Source organism: Aeromonas sp. A04 (assembly GCF_047780465.1).
GTDB lineage: Bacteria > Pseudomonadota > Gammaproteobacteria > Enterobacterales > Aeromonadaceae > Aeromonas > Aeromonas bestiarum.
Genome location: NZ_JBLNHP010000001.1, coordinates 1,293,319 through 1,309,812, shown reverse-complemented (window position 1 = coordinate 1,309,812; position 16,494 = coordinate 1,293,319). Strand labels below are relative to the sequence as shown.

General features: G+C 58.9%; 16 protein-coding genes. 9 read left to right on the top strand and 7 right to left on the bottom strand.

Annotated elements, in window-relative coordinates:
- The first annotated feature begins 2 nt into the window (after positions 1-2).
- The 3 genes from zipA (at position 3) to ACM3N8_RS05900 (ending at position 3,890) form a co-directional block, all read left to right on the top strand.
- A complete protein-coding gene (gene zipA, locus ACM3N8_RS05910; RefSeq protein WP_416015660.1) occupies positions 3-1,127 on the top strand; it encodes a cell division protein ZipA in 1,125 nt (374 codons plus the stop codon).
- 101 nt (positions 1,128-1,228) lie between these two features.
- A complete protein-coding gene (gene ligA / locus ACM3N8_RS05905) occupies positions 1,229-3,589 on the top strand; it encodes an NAD-dependent DNA ligase LigA (RefSeq protein WP_290017302.1) in 2,361 nt (786 codons plus the stop codon).
- Complete coding sequence (locus tag ACM3N8_RS05900) at positions 3,579-3,890, top strand: hypothetical protein (protein ID WP_290017301.1); 312 nt, start codon at positions 3,579-3,581, stop codon at positions 3,888-3,890. Before ligA ends, ACM3N8_RS05900 begins: the two co-directional genes overlap by 11 nt.
- A gap of 62 nt (positions 3,891-3,952) precedes the next feature.
- Here ACM3N8_RS05900 and ACM3N8_RS05895 read toward each other — a convergent pair whose 3' ends face one another.
- Positions 3,953-4,924, bottom strand: coding sequence for an ABC transporter substrate-binding protein (locus ACM3N8_RS05895; RefSeq protein WP_290017300.1), 972 nt, complete (start codon positions 4,922-4,924; stop codon positions 3,953-3,955).
- A 443-nt stretch (positions 4,925-5,367) separates the two neighbouring features.
- Here ACM3N8_RS05895 and nrdD point away from each other — a divergent pair, with 443 nt between their 5' ends.
- From nrdD to ACM3N8_RS05875, 4 genes are all read left to right on the top strand, one after another.
- Complete coding sequence (gene nrdD / locus ACM3N8_RS05890; RefSeq protein ID WP_290017299.1) at positions 5,368-7,485, top strand: anaerobic ribonucleoside-triphosphate reductase; 2,118 nt, start codon at positions 5,368-5,370, stop codon at positions 7,483-7,485.
- A gap of 91 nt (positions 7,486-7,576) precedes the next feature.
- Complete coding sequence (gene nrdG, locus ACM3N8_RS05885) at positions 7,577-8,089, top strand: anaerobic ribonucleoside-triphosphate reductase-activating protein (protein ID WP_290017297.1); 513 nt, start codon at positions 7,577-7,579, stop codon at positions 8,087-8,089.
- A gap of 91 nt (positions 8,090-8,180) precedes the next feature.
- Positions 8,181-8,351, top strand: coding sequence for a YqaE/Pmp3 family membrane protein (locus ACM3N8_RS05880; protein WP_042867241.1), 171 nt, complete (start codon positions 8,181-8,183; stop codon positions 8,349-8,351).
- Between the two features lie 144 nt (positions 8,352-8,495).
- Entirely contained in the window at positions 8,496-8,888 is a 393-nt protein-coding gene (locus ACM3N8_RS05875) for an energy transducer TonB (protein WP_290017296.1), read from the top strand.
- A gap of 31 nt (positions 8,889-8,919) precedes the next feature.
- On the opposite strand, the gene ACM3N8_RS05870 is transcribed toward ACM3N8_RS05875, so the two are convergent.
- From ACM3N8_RS05870 to slyA, 6 genes are all read right to left on the bottom strand, one after another.
- Complete coding sequence (locus tag ACM3N8_RS05870) at positions 8,920-9,279, bottom strand: MliC family protein (protein WP_241279234.1); 360 nt, start codon at positions 9,277-9,279, stop codon at positions 8,920-8,922.
- A 109-nt stretch (positions 9,280-9,388) separates the two neighbouring features.
- The gene (locus ACM3N8_RS05865) at positions 9,389-10,261 is read right to left on the bottom strand and encodes a beta-1,6-N-acetylglucosaminyltransferase (protein WP_241279235.1); all 873 of its coding nucleotides are present in this window, start codon (positions 10,259-10,261) and stop codon (positions 9,389-9,391) included.
- A gap of 364 nt (positions 10,262-10,625) precedes the next feature.
- Positions 10,626-11,384 (bottom strand): substrate-binding periplasmic protein, encoded by a 759-nt coding sequence (locus ACM3N8_RS05860; protein WP_416015655.1) that lies wholly within the window; start codon positions 11,382-11,384, stop codon positions 10,626-10,628.
- Between the two features lie 149 nt (positions 11,385-11,533).
- Positions 11,534-12,562 (bottom strand): DUF2955 domain-containing protein, encoded by a 1,029-nt coding sequence (locus tag ACM3N8_RS05855; RefSeq protein WP_043554816.1) that lies wholly within the window; start codon positions 12,560-12,562, stop codon positions 11,534-11,536.
- Between the two features lie 10 nt (positions 12,563-12,572).
- A complete protein-coding gene (locus ACM3N8_RS05850; RefSeq protein ID WP_043554817.1) occupies positions 12,573-13,628 on the bottom strand; it encodes an HlyD family secretion protein in 1,056 nt (351 codons plus the stop codon).
- Between the two features lies 1 nt (position 13,629).
- A complete protein-coding gene (slyA, locus tag ACM3N8_RS05845) occupies positions 13,630-14,103 on the bottom strand; it encodes a transcriptional regulator SlyA (RefSeq protein WP_043134552.1) in 474 nt (157 codons plus the stop codon).
- Between the two features lie 317 nt (positions 14,104-14,420).
- Here slyA and ACM3N8_RS05840 point away from each other — a divergent pair, with 317 nt between their 5' ends.
- Positions 14,421-14,612, top strand: coding sequence for a hypothetical protein (locus ACM3N8_RS05840; RefSeq protein ID WP_080741037.1), 192 nt, complete (start codon positions 14,421-14,423; stop codon positions 14,610-14,612).
- Positions 14,613-15,177: 565 nt separating this feature from the next.
- Positions 15,178-16,485 (top strand): 2-hydroxycarboxylate transporter family protein, encoded by a 1,308-nt coding sequence (locus ACM3N8_RS05835; protein ID WP_274452409.1) that lies wholly within the window; start codon positions 15,178-15,180, stop codon positions 16,483-16,485.
- Positions 16,486-16,494: the final 9 nt, after the last annotated feature.

Below are 16,494 nucleotides of genomic sequence, written 5' to 3'. Positions count from 1 at the left end.
TAATGCAGGAATTGCGTTACATCTTGGTTGCCCTGGGCGGTATTGCTATTGCGGCATTGCTCATTCACGGGTTGTGGAGCAACAGAAAGAATCGTCAGGCACCGATCAAAGAGAAACCTCTGGGCCGGATGGAATCCAAATCACGGACTCGTGACAATGACGCCTTCGACAGCGATGGCATAGGTCAGGTGCGTGTGGTCAGCGGCAGCCGTCGTGCCGAGCCCAAGCTCCACAGCGATGAGGCTCGCCAGCCGGATGTCAGCCGTCGTGCGCCCGTCCCCGCCTTCGATGATGAGGATGATGACGCCGAGCTGCCACCGCCCGTGGTGCGCAAGCCTGCCGCTCGCCCGGTTGCCCCGCCCCCCGTCTACGAAGAGGACGAGGAGGAGTTCGAGGAGCCCCTGGCCGAGACAGCAGAGGAAGCGCCTGCCGCGCCGGTGCGCAAGCCTGCCCAGGTGATCCGTCGTACCCCGGTACACCGTTCCCGTCCCCAGCGCGAGCCGCTGCTGCAACCGCTGGATGATGAACCCCTGGTCGAACCGGCTTATGCCACAGCCCCGACATTCGGTGTGCGTGAACCGGTTCAGGCGCCGGCCCCCGAATACAAGCAGGCCCGTTATGCAGTCCCCGAGCCTGCCTACGAGGAGCCCGTGTATGAAGAGCCCGTCCGCGAGCCGCTGCTCGATACCCCGCCGGTCAAGAAGATCTGGCAGGATGTCTATGTCATCAACTTGATGGCGCGCCCCGGTCACGATCTGCAAGGGGCCACCCTGCTGGCCTCCCTGATGGCGTTGGGCTTCAAGTTTGGCGAGATGGACATCTTCCATCGCCACGAGGATCTCAATGGCAAGGGTGAAGTGCTCTTCTCCATGATCAACATGGTCAAGCCGGGCACCTTCAATCCCTACCGGATGGAACAGTTCGACACCCCGGGTGTCTCCCTGTTCATGCAGTTGCCGCTGCGCAGCAATGCCGCCTTTGCCTTCGAGCACATGCTGCAGGCTGCCGACCAGCTGGCCAGCGATCTGGATGCCATGCTGACTGACATGGATCGCAGCCCGCTGAGCGACGAGACCATAGCCCGTTACCGGCACGAACTGGCCGCCTACGAGGCCAGTCGCGACTAAGACTCCACGCGGGTCGAGTACATCAAGAGTGCGGTACCCAGGTGCCGCATTTTTGTTTGTGCAGTTAACTTATTATTCCAACCACAGTCCGAGACTTCTCCATGAGCGAAACCCTCTCCCGCCACCGTCAACTGTGTGAGCTGCTGATTGAATACGGTCATCAGTACTATGTGCTGGACGAGCCGACCGTGCCGGACGCCGAATACGATCGGCTGATGCGCGAACTGATCGCGCTGGAAGCCGACCATCCCGAGCTGAAGACCTCCGCCTCCCCCAGCGTGCGGGTCGGTGGTCAGCCGCTGACCGCCTTCAAGCAGGTGCGCCACGAGATCCCCATGCTGAGCCTGGACAACGTGTTCAGCAGCGAGGAGCTGCAGGCGTTCGAGCAGCGGATGAGGGATCGCCTGAAGCGGGAGATAAGCTTCACCTTCTGTTGCGAGCCCAAGCTGGACGGTCTGGCGGTGAGCCTGCTCTATGTGGATGGCCAGCTGGTGCAGGCTGCCACCCGGGGCGATGGCACCACGGGTGAGGAGATCACCGAGAACGTGCGCACCATCAAGGCGATCCCGCTCGTCCTGCGGGGCACGGGCTGGCCCGCCCGCTTGGAGGTGAGGGGTGAGGTCTTCATGCCCAAGGCCGGCTTCGAGGCGATGAACGCCAAGGCGCTGGCGGCAGGGGAGAAGGTGTTCGTCAACCCGCGCAACGCCGCCGCAGGCAGCCTGCGCCAGCTCGATTCGCGCATCACCGCCAGCCGTCCCTTGAACTTCTACGCCTATGGCGTCGGGGTGGGCGGCGATCAGCTGGGGGATTCCCACTTCGGTCGCCTGTGCCAGCTCAAGACGTGGGGCCTGCCCATGAGTCAGGAGGTGAAACTCAAGGAGGGGGCGGCCGGTTGCCAGGCCTTCCACGATGACATCCTGACCCGCCGTGGCGAGCTGGCCTACGAGATCGACGGCGTGGTTTACAAGGTCGATGCCATCCCCCTGCAGGAGGAGCTGGGTTTCGTGGCGCGGGCACCGCGCTGGGCCACGGCTCACAAGTTCCCGGCCCAGGAGGAGATGACACTGCTGGAGAACGTCGAGTTTCAGGTCGGCCGCACCGGTGCCGTGACCCCGGTCGCCAAGCTCAAGCCGGTATTTGTCGGCGGCGTCACCGTCTCCAACGCCACCCTGCACAATGCCGATGAGATTGAACGCCTTGGCGTCATGATCGGCGATACAGTGATAGTGCGCCGGGCAGGCGACGTGATCCCGCAGATAGTCGCCGTGGTGGAGGCGCAGCGCCCCGTTGATGCGTGTGTAATTGAATTTCCGGCCAACTGCCCAGTTTGTGGTTCGGAGGTTATTCAGGAGAAAAAAATTGTTCAGCAAAAGACCAAAATTTTCGAAAAGATTTTGGCAACCCGTAAATGTACTGGTGGTTTAAATTGTTTGGCACAAGTCAAAGAATCGTTAAAACATTTTGTTAGTCGTAATGCGGTTGATATTGAAGGTGTCGGCGACAAAGTTATTGAACAGTTAGTAGATAATGGTTTGGTTAAACATCCCGCCGATCTATTCAGGCTCGGTGTCGACGATTTTTTAACGCTGGATGGTTTTGCTGATATCTCGGCAAAAAATTCATTTGATGCGATCCAAGCTAAAATTGGCACCACTTCTTCAATTGATTTTCTGTTTGGACTTGGTATTCCATCTGTAGGTCAGGTGGTAGCAGAAAGATTGATTGTTGAGTTAGGGTGTTTGGATAATATAATGTCTGCCCCAAGGGGAATTATTAGCCAAATTAATGGTATTGGTTTGGATATTGATGCAGAAATTTCAGACTATTTCAATACAGCTTCAGTCAGTAATTCGGTAATGGAACTGGCAGATGTAATGTGTGTCGAAAGAAGTGGAGTACCGATTTCTACAACGTTTAAACGAAATTTCTCGATAGCAAAGATCATTGAAGGCTTAAATATTGATGGAATTGCTAAAACATTCTCTGAGGCTATTTCTAAAGAAATTACTTTAGAACAGTTGTGTAATGGCGTACATCATGGTGACTTGGCTGGCATAACTACACCTGCTGGCACAAGTATTAGTAAGCAAAAGATTGATGCAGTGGTTGATGGTGTTAAAGAAAATAAAATACTACTGGAATCTATAAAACACTATGTCGATAAGCATTCATTATTGAATGTTGATGCCTTGTTAGATATTGAACCAAAAAAATCAGATAGCTTTATTGCGGGTAAGTCGTTCGTGATTACAGGCAGCTTTACATTCATGTCCAGAGATGAGTTAAACTCGAAATTAAAGAGCTTGGGTGGCGAGTCAAAAACTTCTGTGTCAAAAAATACGAATATGTTGATCATGGGTGAAAAGGCTGGCAGTAAACTGAAAAAAGCGACTGAGCTCGGTGTAAAAATCATTGGTGAGGATGAGCTGCACTCACTACTGGAGGCTGAAAATGCATTATAAATTTTCCATCAAGGGAAGTGAGGGTGATTTATATACAGTTCTTCTTAAAGAAGATGATGGTGTATTCAATCTAACCTGTGATTGTATTGCTGGCTCTTATGGAAAAAAGTGCAAACATAAGACAAGCGTGATTGAAGATATATCGAGTGGCAACATCAGTGATGTTTCTCAGTCTGACTTTATGGGGTCTGAACTGTACTCCCATTATCTCTCCTTGAAAGAGAGCGAGGCTGAGCTTGAGTTGGCAAAGAAAAACGTAAAGCGTATGACTGCCCGTCTTGAAAGACTTATGGCTGGATAATATCTCCGCATAGCTGCAGACCCGGCCTTGGTGCCGGGTTTCTTTTTTTTGGGGGCAGTGAATCACTCACGCCAGAGGATCTTGTAGCGCCACTTGTCGGGCAGGGTGAGCTGCCAGCGGGCCAGCTCCTGCTTGCTGAACACATATTCGCCGCGCAGGGCGGCGCGCGGTGCCAGGGTTTTGGGCTGGGCCCCCGCCAGTATGGCGTTGACCAGCTCGGCCGCCTTGGCCCCCTGATCGCGCCCATCCAGCACCAGGCCGCCGATGGCCTTGCCCGGGCCCACGGTGAACTCCCAGAAGCAGAACAGGGGCACAGGGCTGTGGGCGCTAGTCCACTCCAGTACAGTCTGTTCGCTCACGTGCTTGCCATCATCGTCCACCAGCGTGTGGTAGAGGCCGATAAAGATGGCTTCGTAGCCATTTTTTTTGGCGTTGAGTACCGCCTCCTGCCACAGGCTGTAGTCACCTATGAGCTGACTGTTGACCCGGGTCTGGCCGACCCGCAGATCGGTCTGGGTCTTGAACTCGTCCTCGATGGCGGTGAGCGCCACGTTGCTTGAATCAAACAGCACCAGCGCCTTCTTGATGCCGCCCATCAGCTGGCTCATCTCGCTGATGTTGCGTTTGAGCAGGGGGCGCTCAAGCACGCCTGTGATCTTGGGGTGACCGACCAGCCCCTTGTGGCGCGGGTTCTCGTTCATGCCGAGAAACACCACGGGAGTGCCGAGGGAGGCAATCTCGTTGGCCAGATAGTTGATGGCGTTGTCGTCACCGAGCACCACCAGATCCGGCTTGACCTGCTGGTAGAAGGCCAGCGCCTGTTCGGCAATCTTGTCGAAATCGCCATTGGGGTGGCGCTTGGTGTCCATGTAGAAGTGGCTGATGTGATTCTTGCCGCTCAGATGGGCTTGCAGGCTGGCGTTGTAACTCTGATCCCACAGGTATTCGGGGTGATAGCTGCTGATCACCAGGATCTCGGCCGCCCACAACCGGCAGGGCAGGAGGCACAGCAGCAGTAGCAGGGTCTTGGCCATGTGGGGTCCCGTCGATAGCAATGATATTCCACTTATTATGCCTGTTTTGCGCCAGACGTGCCCTCGTCAGCCACTGTCGCAGGAGGGGATTTTTTTCTGTCACGGCCCCGTCGAACGCCAGCCCGCACCAGGCTTGGGAATGGCCTTGTATGGGGCTGTTTTTCACTGGTCGGGAACTGCGCCACTCGCCTCAAAACCTGTTCTGGATCAAGAAATGAGGCCGCGCTTTGGTGCCTAATAGACACCACATATAGGGACGCATTCATATAAAACACCTATATGTTGTGTTATTAAGCTGTGTACAAGCTGTTCTCTTCTCATCGTCAGCCCTGGCTTGTCAAGCCTCGGCTGAATTTATTTGCGCCCAGGACGAGGCGTGGAGAAGGGCACCAAACAAGGGTAAGCCGAAGGCGATAGCCTGGCCTTTTAAACGGGAAAAACGCATGAAACCGGTTGTGATCAAACGTGATGGATGTCGCGCACCATTCAATGCCCAGCTGATTGCCGAGGCAGTGGGCCGAGCGGCAGAGGCGGTCAGTCAGGCCAATCCGACCCTGGGTGAGCGCGTTGCCGCCGCCGTCAGTCAGGAGCTGGAAGGGCGTGGCGAGGTGGATATCCACGAGATCCAGAACCGGGTCGAGAACCACCTGATGGCTTCCGACGACAAGGCCATCGCCCGTGCCTATATCGAATATCGTCACGACCGGGATCAGGCCCGCGAGGCCCGCGGCCGGTTGGCCCAGGAGATCCGTGGCCTGGTGGAGCAGACCAACGCGGCCCTGCTCAACGAGAACGCCAACAAGGATTCCAAGGTGATCCCGACCCAGCGCGATCTGCTGGCCGGTATCGTCGCCAAGCATTACGCCACCAGCCACATGCTGCCCCGCGACGTGGTGCAGGCGCACGAAAGCGGTGATCTGCACTTCCACGATCTCGACTACTCTCCCTTCTTCCCCATGTTCAACTGCATGCTGATCGACCTGAAGGGGATGCTGACCCACGGCTTCAAGATGGGCAATGCGGAGATAGATACCCCCAAATCCATCAGCACGGCCACCGCCGTGACCGCCCAGATCATCGCCCAGGTGGCGAGTCACATCTATGGCGGCACCACCATCAACCGCATCGACGAGGTGTTGGCCCCCTATGTGACCATCAGCTGGCAGAAGCACAGGGAAGTGGCCGAGGAGTGGGGCATCAGCGATGTGGACGCCTACGCCATGGCCCGTACCGAGAAGGAGTGTTACGACGCCTTCCAGTCGCTGGAGTATGAGGTCAATACCCTGCACACCGCCAACGGCCAGACCCCCTTCGTCACCTTCGGCTTCGGCCTTGGCGACAGCTGGGAGTCCCGCATGATCCAGGGGGCCATCCTCAGCAACCGCATCGCCGGCCTCGGCAAGAACAGGAAGACGGCCGTGTTTCCGAAACTGGTGTTCGCCATCAAGGATGGCCTCAACCACAAGCAGGGCGATCCCAACTACGACATCAAGCAGCTGGCGCTGGAGTGTGCCTCCAAGCGCATGTATCCGGACATCCTCAACTACGACCAGGTGGTCAAGGTGACCGGTTCCTTCAAGACCCCCATGGGCTGTCGCTCCTTCCTCGGGGCTTACGAGGAGCATGGCGAGCTGGTCCACGAGGGGCGCAACAATATCGGGGTGGTGAGCCTCAACCTGCCGCGCATCGCCCTCAAGTCTCGCGACGAGGCGGATTTCTGGGACAAGCTGGATGCCGCCCTGCGAGTGGCCAAGACGGCGCTCATGTATCGCATCGAGCGGCTGGATGGCGTCAAGGCGCGGGTCGCCCCCATCCTCTACATGGAAGGGGCCTGCGGGGTGCGGCTCAAGGCCGACGACAACGTCAGCGAGATCTTCAAGCACGGCCGCGCCTCCATTTCGCTCGGCTACATCGGAGTGCATGAGACCATCAACGCCCTGTTTGGCACCGATGTCCATCTGTTCGACAGCGACACCCTGCGCCAGAAGGCCATCGCCATCATAGCGCGGCTCAAGGCGGCGACCGACGAGTGGAAAGAGGAAACCGGCTACGGCTTCAGCCTCTATTCCACCCCGAGCGAGAATCTCTGCACCCGTTTCTGCCGCATCGACGCCAAGGAGTTTGGCGTGGTGGCCGGGGTGACCGACAAGGGTTACTACACCAACAGCTTCCACCTCGACGTGGAGAAGCAGGTGAACCCGTACGACAAGCTGGATTTCGAGGCGCCCTATCCGCCCATCGCCAGCGGCGGTTTCATCTGCTACGGCGAGTACCCCAATATCCAGCACAACCTGGAAGCGCTCGAGAACGTCTGGGACTACAGCTATGACAAGGTGCCCTACTACGGCACCAACACCCCCATCGACGAGTGCTACGACTGCGGTTTCACCGGCGAGTTCGAGTGTACCTCCAAGGGCTTCACCTGCCCGCGCTGCGGCAATCATGATCCGGCCAAGGTATCGGTGACCCGCCGGGTGTGCGGTTATCTCGGCAGCCCGGATGCGCGCCCCTTCAACGCGGGCAAGCAGGAAGAGGTCAAACGCCGCGTCAAACATATGTAAGCCGGGCGGCTGAGCAGCGAGATGGCTCCCGATGATGAGGGAGCCATTTTTATTGGTGAATCCGGCCCATGACGGGTTGAGGAGAGACGAGATGCACTACCACCAGTACTACCCGGTCGATGTGATCAACGGCCCCGGCACCCGCGCCACCCTGTTTGTGTCGGGCTGCGAGCACCAGTGTCCGGGTTGCTACAACCAGAGCACCTGGCGGCTCGATGGCGGCAAGCCGTTTGATGAGGCGATGAGCGATCGCATCATTGGCGATCTCAACGACACGCGCATCAAGCGGCGGGGTCTGTCGCTCTCCGGCGGCGATCCGCTCCACCCGGCCAATGTGCCCCAGGTGCTGGCGCTGGTGAAACGGGTGCGGGCCGAGTGCCCCGGCAAGGACATCTGGTGCTGGACCGGTTATCTGCTTGGCGAGCTCTCGCCGGCCCAGTACGAGCTGGTGGCCTTGCTGGATGTGCTGGTGGACGGCAAGTTCGAGAAGGGGCTGGCGGATCCCGGTCTGCTCTGGCGCGGCAGCAGCAATCAGGTGATTCATGATCTCAAGGCCTGGCGCGAGCAGCAGGAGAAGCGGATCCCCTGTTTCTCTCAGCCGTGAACGGCCCTTTGTTTCGTTTGCAGTTGAGGCCAAGGCTGTTTATGGTGAGCCCATCCCGAACCGTGAAACATCTTTGACGAGGAAGTGCGAGATGAACAATCTGCTCAAGATCTTGCTGGCCATTTTTCTGCCCCCCGTGTGCGCCTTTATCCAGGTAGGCTTCAGCCTGCACTTTTTCATCAACATAGTGCTGACCCTGCTCGGCGGCCTGCCCGGCATGGTGCATGCGCTCTGGCTGGTGGTGAGCGACAAGCGCGGCTGACGTTGAGCCTCTTTGCTAAAAGCCAACCCGATGGGGTTGGCTTTTTTTATGCTGCTCAAACGGGTTCCGATTGTTACAGTAATGGGCCGGCAACCATGCCGGGGAGGGGTTACCCCTCTGATCTGACTCAACAAGGAGTGTTGAATGGGTTTGAAGGTCTTGCTGCTGGGCACTGTGCTCGGTCTGCTGGGGGGCTGTGCCAGCCCCAGTCCCACCATGCAACTGAACCAGCCGCCGCTGGAGGTGACCATGGCGGAGCTTGGCAAATACTGGGTGCAGGATGGCGAGGTGCCCCCGTTTGAACCTGTGGGCGGCGCGCCAGCCAAGCGGCCCGTCAAGGGCCATGTGGAGATCCGTTATCTCATCGACTCCAACGGCAATCTGTTCAGCCCACAGATCCTGGTCTCGGAGCCGCCCGGCGTGCTGGACCTGATCGCCCTGTCGGCGCTGGTCAAGACCAGCTATCGAGTGTCGGAGCAGAACCCGCAGGCCATTCCGGTGCGAGTGGTGGGTCGCTACGAGATTGAAGTGGAATAATGAACAACCCCGGCCTGGCCGGGGTTGTTGTTTACTGCTGCTTGCAGTCGTTGTAGACGCTCTGCCACTCGCCATCCTTGTCGCGCATCTCGACGAATCCTTCCTCCCCCTTGTTCCACCAGACGGCCTCATGCTCATCGGTATAACGGGCGCCGGAGGCGGAGACCGTCTGCGGCAGGGTATAATCCTTGCCATCGGGCAGTGCCAGCTTGACGAAGTTCAGGCTCTGGTCGGAGAGGGCGAAGTAACTCACCTGCACCTTCTTGCCCTGCTCACACTGATAGGTGACGGGATCGCCGCCGGTCACGCTCAAGGTGGTGGCCCCGCGTTCGCAACCGCTCAGCAGGGTCAGGGCCGTGATGCCCAGCAACAGAATATTGGTGTGTTTCATCTTGAACTCTCCATCGGTGTCATCCGGGCTTGAGCCTACCAGCTTGTGCCCAAGTCGCAATCATCCCGGAGGCGGATTGCGTCGGTAAGTGTCCGGGTGAATCGCATGGTCATACCAACGCAGCCTGCCGGATGACGGGTGTGTCGAGGGGGCATCTCATGGCGCGCTCCAGGATATCCAGGATGTCGCTGTCTATGGTCTCGTCAAACTTGCGGGCGAACAGGTGCTCGCTTTGCTGCAGGGCCTCGGCGTCGTGCACCGTGTAGTCGCGCGGGCGCAGCTTGATGTCACCCATGGGGATCCAGTCGATGGCTCGCTTGTCATCGTTGACTATCTGGCCCTGATAGCTGGTGTTCATGATCACCGTCTGAAAGAAGCCCTCGTCGGCGATCAGGGTGTGGCGGTAGAAATCCTTGAAACGGTCGACCTCCGGGCTGTGGCTGACGAATTCGCAGAAGGCCCGGCTCAGGATCATCCACTGATTGCCAATATAGGGGGTCACACCCGCCAGATAGGGACGGGTCTTCACCGGCTCGCACACCAGCTCAGTCGCGGTTTCGGTCACATAGTGATCGATGCGGTGCAGGGTGTCCGGTCTGTGCTGGCGCTGATCCGCGACCTTGAGGAAATCCTTGCCCTTGTGATCGCGCAGGAAGTCGTGAATGTCGTGCTGGGAACGCAGCGGGAAGTCCTGGGCGCTCAGATTGATGAAGAACTCCCACTCCTTGTTTTGCTCCAGCAGCGCCGCTATGCCGCGCAGCTCTGCATCCACCAGGCTGTAACCGCCCCAGAGCGCATTCTTGCTGGGGAGCATGGTGGCGTTGGGGTAATCGGCCAGAAAGCGGGCTATCTCCTGCTGCAGATCCGGCCCCGAGCGCTTGTCCACGTGGATCAGGTAGTGGTTGCTGTCGTGGTAAATCGCCTTGAACAGGCGCTTGAACTGACCGGGATAGCGATGAACCAGAATGAGGTAGGCAATCATGTCGATGTGTCCTGTGTGGGCGGCAGGGCTGCGCCAAACAGAAAATCGCCTCAGGCCGCTGGCTTGAAGCTTGTTCTCGTCGGGATGGCCGCTGTCGCAGTAAAAAAGAGTGGATAGCAGATAACAACAGTGAGAACAGGCTGCGACGGGGAGGGGATGCGCCTTATGGCATCGGGTCAATACAGCTGGTCTGGCGACGTCGGGTTGAGGGTGAGAGGTGGGCAAGGGCTGCCCTGGCTGGCGACTCTTTTGCATGACAAGCCTGTCATCAGGTGCAGAGCGCAATCGGCCGACGAGTGAGGGGCCACAGTAGCACGGTTCGGGCCAGCGTCGTCATATATCGCCGGTGCCACCACAAAACTGTTCAATGGAGTCCAAGCTTGGCTTCGAAGTCCCGTACCAGCGCCTCGTAGGTGCCATTGTTTTTGATCTTCTGCAGCCCCTCCTCGAAACGCCTGGCCATGGCCTCTCCCTGCGGATGGGCGCGGGAGAAGGCGAGCCAGAAGCCGTCGGTGGAGAGCTTGCCCACCTTGACCACCCGGCCGGTCAGCTGCTTCTGCTGGATCTTGAGGTAGCCCGGCATCTCGTTCATCAGTATGTAGTCGACCCGGCCGCGCACCAGCATCTCGATGATCTGGGTGTCCGACTTGGCCTGAAAACGGGTGATCCTGGGGTTTTCCATGAAATCGGTGGGATAGGTGTAGCCGAGGGTGATGCCCACCGTTTTCTGTTCCAGCGAGGTAAGTTTGAGATACCGGCGAGGCTCGCTGGCCAAGGCGAAGATGGCGAGATCTTCCTCGAACATGGGGGTCTCGTGCCAATAGTACTGGTAGCGGTTTTCCTCCGTGATGGTGGCATCGAAGCAGCCAAGCACCTTGTCGCTTTTGGCCTCGTGCATGCAGCGGGCGAAGGGGATGGTGCGAAACTCGACGGCTATGCCCTCCACGGCGAAGATGGCCTTCACCAGATCCGGTGCCAGCCCTTCTGGCTGGCCAGTCTCCTTGTTCAGCGCGCAATAAGGGGCCCAGTCATCCTCGGCGGCGATCAGCACAGGGGCGGCCCAGGCGCTGCTTATGCCCAGCGAGAGGGCGACTGCCAGCCAGCCATTGTGAACTCGTGCCATTGTGCCTCTCCGCCTTGTGACTACCCTTGCAAGCATAGTTGCTGTTGTTGTCCGACCAGCGCGGCTGGCCTGCAAAATGCGGACAAAAAAACGCCCCGGTAGGCATAGCGGGGCGAAAAACAGCACATCCTTGAGCTAACAACAGGGAGTCAATAACCGAACCGAGTCGCCTCGAAGCGGTTAAGCAGTCGGTGGATGAGATAACAGGCCAGCAGGGTGGCGACGATGGCAAACAGTATGCTGCTCACTCGATAGAGGGCGCTGAACACCAGATCGTTGCCCGGGGTCAGGTACTGGCCAAACAGTATGCCGAGGGTGGTGAGGGCGCCGAAGCCGACTCCGGAACCGCTCGCCTCCTTCACATGGGCGTGGCTGAACAGCATGGCGCCGAGCCAGAGCATGGGGGCGACGAGCAGGAGCAAGCCGGACCAGTCGTAGAGCACCAGCTGGCTGAGCAGGCCGAAGGTCACGCCGAGCAGTGTGCCCATGGCCCGCTTGCGGGCATAGCTCAGCGCGCCGTTCCAGTGCATGGGAAACAGCAGCAGCAGGGTGGTGGCCTGGGCGGACATGGAGTCCCGCAAGTCGAAGATCTGGAACACCATGAAGGAGAGGGTGGCTATGCTGGCGCCGAGCAGGGCCTCGTGCCGCATCCTGTGTGGCGCCTTGGGGGTCGCCGCCGGCTTGGGCCGCTCCTCCACATCCGGGATCAGCGCCGTCATCAGGTAGGCGATGAGCACCGACAGTGTGCTGGCCCACAGGTTGCTGAAGATGAGGTCGTTGAGATCGGTCTGCGGATAGCTGGCAAAGTGCAGCATTATGCTCAGGCTCAACACGCCATTGGCGCCGAACAGGAACAGACTGCCCCGCGACATGGCGGCGAAGCGGTAGAGGAACAGCAGGAAGGCGATGGGGATCATCAGGCCGGGATGGCCGCCAAACAGCCCTCCCAGCAGACCCACTTCCACACCGCAGATGACGGCGGCCGCGATCAGCTGACGGGCGGCATGGCCGTTCATCACTGGCACCATGCCCAGCAGCAATACCGGGGTCACGGTATAGAAGACCCCATAGTTCCAGCCGAAGGTTTTACAGAGCAAGAACCCCAGGGTGCAGCCAAAGGCGATGCGCAGACATTGGCGCAGCTCGTTGGCGGTGAGGGGCCTGTGCCACAGGTTCATGGTCGCCACCTTAGTAGATGTAGTGCAGCAGGCTGAGCAGGCGGATCTGGCCGCGGGCAAACAGGGCGCTCAGCGCGTTGTCCGGCAGCAGCTGGACGGTGGCGCGGGCTCCGGCCGGCAGGTGACCTGGCAACTGCTCCAGCGTCAGGTGCAGGCGCAGTCGCTGGGCATCGCGCACCCAGCGATCCGATTCGGTGGGACTGGCCAGCAGACCGTTGGCATCGAACTGACCGGCGCTGACACCGGCATCCAGGCTGGTGACCCGGGCCGGATAGAGCTTGCCCGGCTCGCCATCGAAGGCGACCAGCGCCTGGCTGTCCTGAGCCACGTGGCGCAGGCTCTTCTCGCGAAAATCGGCGATCACGTCCACCTGCTCGGAGACCAGTGCCAGCAGCGGGGCTCCCGCCGCCGCGAAGCTGCCCGGCTTGAGTTGCAGGTTGGTGATGATGCCATCCTGGCTGGCGTGTACCTGGCTGTAGGCGAGGTTGAGCTCGGCCTGGGCGAGGTGGTTGCGCGCCTGACGCAGCAAGAGGTTGTCATCGCCGGACAAACCGCGGTTCACTCTGGCCTGGGTCATGCGGGCCTTGCTGGCCATCAGGTTGGCCTGGGCGGTGCGAAATGCGCTGTCGGCGTCATCTTTTTGCTGTTCCGACACCATGTGACGGCGATAGAGGGCGTCGATGCGTTCGGCTTCCCGCAGCTTCTGGGAGGCCTGACTCTGCAACGAGTTGAAGTCGGCGGTCGCGGCGTTCAGGGTGGCGTCGAGCTGACGGTTCTGCTGCTCGGCCTGATCCAGCGCGAGCCGGGCCTGTTCGACGGCCAATGCAAAGGGGGCGGGATCGAGCGTGAACAGCAGATCCCCCTGTTTGACATGCTGGTTGTTGCCGACGGCGACCTGCGCCACCTTGCCACTGACCTGGGGGGCCATCTTGGTCACGACACGGGTGGCCATGGCTTGCGGGGTGAGCGGCATCTTGAGGTCGGCCAGCAGGAAGTAGCCAAATACCAGTATGAAGGACCCCATGGCCCATTTTATCCAGCGTTTGAATTGTTGATCCGGGGTCATCTTATTCTCTCTCTTCACTCTGTGAACCTATCTTGCCGAGGGCGTTGGCGGAGATCCGGTGCACTATGTCTTCAAATTGCGTCAGCTCTTTCTGGCTGATGCCGGCGAGCAGATCCCGACGCACCCCTATGATGCGATCCTCGATCTGGTCGAGCAGCGCCTTGCCCTCTGGCGTCAGGGTGACGATGCGGGCCCGTTTGTCCTGACTGCAACTGTGGCGCTCTATCAGCCCCTGCTCTTCCAGCAGACCCAGGGTGCGCATCAGGGAGGGCAGCTCTATCTCCAGCGCCTCGGCGAGCGTCTTCTGGCTGAGGTGACCACCGAGCTGACTGAGTTTCCACAGTGCGGTCCAGCGCGGATGGGTCAGGCCCAGGGGCGCCAGCTCGAGATCGGCCACGGTACGCCACAGTCGATGCAGACGCCCGACGCGCTCGGCGAGGGACAACTCGCGCAACATTTCCAGATCCTTCATCATTCGTGCTCTCCACTTACTTAGCCTGCTAAGCATTGTAGTTATTTAGCAGGCTAAGTAAATAGTGTGATCGGGATCTTGTTTGGAAAAAATTCAAACAGGTTTCTTATGGCGCTTTTTTGATGAGAGGTGAGCCTCATAGGAGGCTTTTTTGGTTGGAAATAAGCGAAAAGTGCGTGAAATCCCATGGCATACCCTGGCGGGATAAATAAACGTGGGCTGGTTGGTGGGATGAAAATAAGGAAAGGGTCGCGCCTGCTATTATTTTTGGTCAACAAGGTGTCATATAAATTCGGCAGCCTGTTTTTTATCCACTAATATTGATGGGTCAGCTAAACAGGGAGACGATAGCTGTGGAACGATATGAATCGGGTGACCCCCATTTTTCAATCGAGAGCCTGCTGGCCGATGGAGAATATGTTGCCGACGCGCATTATGGCCTCAGTCTGGAAGCGAGCGATGTCTGTCATGAATTTGACCCTGCCAATATTCCACTGTTATTAGCCGAATAGCGAAAACAAGCAGGTTGAAATGAAGCGCTGGCCATTCAGGTGTGTATGATCTTTGGGGCATGCCCTGTCCCGTCTGCCTCATTTATCGCTCTGGAAGGCACAGTTGTCGCGCCGCACCTGCGATGCAACCCACATGGCATCCCTCTCGGCCCCCCCTCTTGCGGTGACGCCCGGGGCTTGGTGATCCGCCGGCCTCAGCTCATGGGAGAGCATTGGCGCTATACCAGGGTTGTTGCCGCTTTGATATGAAGACGCAGCCTATATATGGGGCTGTCATCATCCGAGCGCGATCCGGTTATTTCTTGCCTGTTGGTGAGTGAAATTTAATCAATGTTTAATGTTTGTCCCGCCAGGTCGTGATGTCATGCCGACATCACCCTTTATTTCTGCATCTGGTTAGCGCAGTTCAGGGCTCGTGAATAACGCTGGCGGGGGCAGTTTATGGCCGTTTTTGGGTCATAGCGTTTAAGATTTTAATGTTTTTATATGCCTTTGCAATCGGGCTAACCGACAGGGAAGGAGAGGATCACTAGAGTAGCGCCACACCACACGCTGGAGCATAACAATGAAAAACCTCTCTACCTCACAAACCCGGCCCGCACTGTTTGGCGACCGACAGATTGCCGGCATGCCCATGATGATCTTCCTCGGGCTTGCCACTTGCGTGCTCTTCTCGGGCTGGAATGGATCCTTGCCGCTTGGCATGGTCGGTGCGCTGGCGCTGATGTTCGTGCTCGGCACCCTGCTGACCGAGCTGGGGGAGCGCATCACCCCCATACGTGAATACCTGGGGGGCGGCACCATACTCGCCATCTTCGGCGGCGCCGCCCTGTTTGAATACCGGATCCTGCCAATCGAGGCGGGTCAGGTGATCATCGGCTTCATGAAGGAGGGGGGCTTTCTCAACTTCTTCATCGCCAGCCTGGTGACCGGCTCCGTGTTCGGCATGAGCAGTGCCCTGCTGAAAAATGCCGCCATGCGTTACCTGCCGGTGATCCTGGGGGGCGTGACCCTGGCGCTGCTCAGCGTCGGCCTGGTCGGCTCCCTGATGGGTTATGGCTTCAAGAATGCGGTGCTGCTCATCGGCCTGCCCATCATGGGCGGCGGCATGGGCGCCGGCGCCGTGCCGCTGGTGGAGATCCTCTCGGGCCCGATGCAGATGTCCAGCGCCGATCTGCTGTCACGCATGGTGCCCGCCGTGGTGATCGCCAACACCCTGGCCATTCTGGTGGGCACCCTGCTGGCCCGTCTCGGCCGTCGTTACCCCTCCCTGACCGGCAACGGCCGGCTGATGATCAAGGAGAGCAGCCAGACGGTGGCCGAAGAGCAGGTTCAGGCACCGACCCTGGAGAGTCTCGGCATGGGGCTCTTCATCAGCTCCAGCATGTTCGTGCTGGGCTCCCTGCTCGGCAACTTCATTCCCATGCACCCCTTCGCGCTCATGATACTGGCGGTGGCCATCATCAAGGTGAGCGGCCTGCTGCCGCGCCGTTACGAGCAGGCGGCCGCCGACTGGTACCAGTTCGTGGTCGGCAATCTGACGCCCTCCCTGCTGGTGGGGATAGGGGTTGCCTACACCAGCATCCCCGAGCTCATCAGTGCCTTCTCCATCAGCTACTTCGTGCTGGTGCTGGTGACCGTGGTCGGTGGTGCCCTGGGGGCGGCCTTGGTGGGGCGCATGATAGGTTTCTATCCCATAGAGGCGGCCATCACTGGCGGTCTGTGCATGGCCAACATGGGCGGCACGGGCGATGTGGCCGTGCTGTCGGCGGCCCAGCGCATGAAGCTGATGCCATTTGCCCAGATCTCTTCCCGTCTCGGGGGCGCCGTCATGTTGATCCTGGCCACCCTGCTCATCTCGCTGCTGGCATAAGGAATCGAC

Bases quoted from the DNA above. Each gene is read 5' to 3' on its own strand.
- ACM3N8_RS05860 (WP_416015655.1), bottom strand. From the start codon at position 11,384: ATGGCACGAGTTCACAATGGCTGGCTGGCAGTCGCCCTCTCGCTGGGC.
- ligA (WP_290017302.1), top strand. From the start codon at position 1,229: ATGAGCGAAACCCTCTCCCGCCACCGTCAACTGTGTGAGCTGCTGATT.
- nrdG (WP_290017297.1), top strand. From the start codon at position 7,577: ATGCACTACCACCAGTACTACCCGGTCGATGTGATCAACGGCCCCGGC.
- slyA (WP_043134552.1), bottom strand. From the start codon at position 14,103: ATGATGAAGGATCTGGAAATGTTGCGCGAGTTGTCCCTCGCCGAGCGC.
- ACM3N8_RS05880 (WP_042867241.1), top strand. From the start codon at position 8,181: ATGAACAATCTGCTCAAGATCTTGCTGGCCATTTTTCTGCCCCCCGTG.
- ACM3N8_RS05875 (WP_290017296.1), top strand. From the start codon at position 8,496: ATGGGTTTGAAGGTCTTGCTGCTGGGCACTGTGCTCGGTCTGCTGGGG.
- ACM3N8_RS05900 (WP_290017301.1), top strand. From the start codon at position 3,579: ATGCATTATAAATTTTCCATCAAGGGAAGTGAGGGTGATTTATATACA.
- ACM3N8_RS05835 (WP_274452409.1), top strand. From the start codon at position 15,178: ATGAAAAACCTCTCTACCTCACAAACCCGGCCCGCACTGTTTGGCGAC.
- ACM3N8_RS05850 (WP_043554817.1), bottom strand. From the start codon at position 13,628: ATGACCCCGGATCAACAATTCAAACGCTGGATAAAATGGGCCATGGGG.
- ACM3N8_RS05895 (WP_290017300.1), bottom strand. From the start codon at position 4,924: ATGGCCAAGACCCTGCTACTGCTGCTGTGCCTCCTGCCCTGCCGGTTG.
- ACM3N8_RS05865 (WP_241279235.1), bottom strand. From the start codon at position 10,261: ATGATTGCCTACCTCATTCTGGTTCATCGCTATCCCGGTCAGTTCAAG.
- zipA (WP_416015660.1), top strand. From the start codon at position 3: ATGCAGGAATTGCGTTACATCTTGGTTGCCCTGGGCGGTATTGCTATT.
- ACM3N8_RS05855 (WP_043554816.1), bottom strand. From the start codon at position 12,562: ATGAACCTGTGGCACAGGCCCCTCACCGCCAACGAGCTGCGCCAATGT.
- nrdD (WP_290017299.1), top strand. From the start codon at position 5,368: ATGAAACCGGTTGTGATCAAACGTGATGGATGTCGCGCACCATTCAAT.
- ACM3N8_RS05870 (WP_241279234.1), bottom strand. From the start codon at position 9,279: ATGAAACACACCAATATTCTGTTGCTGGGCATCACGGCCCTGACCCTG.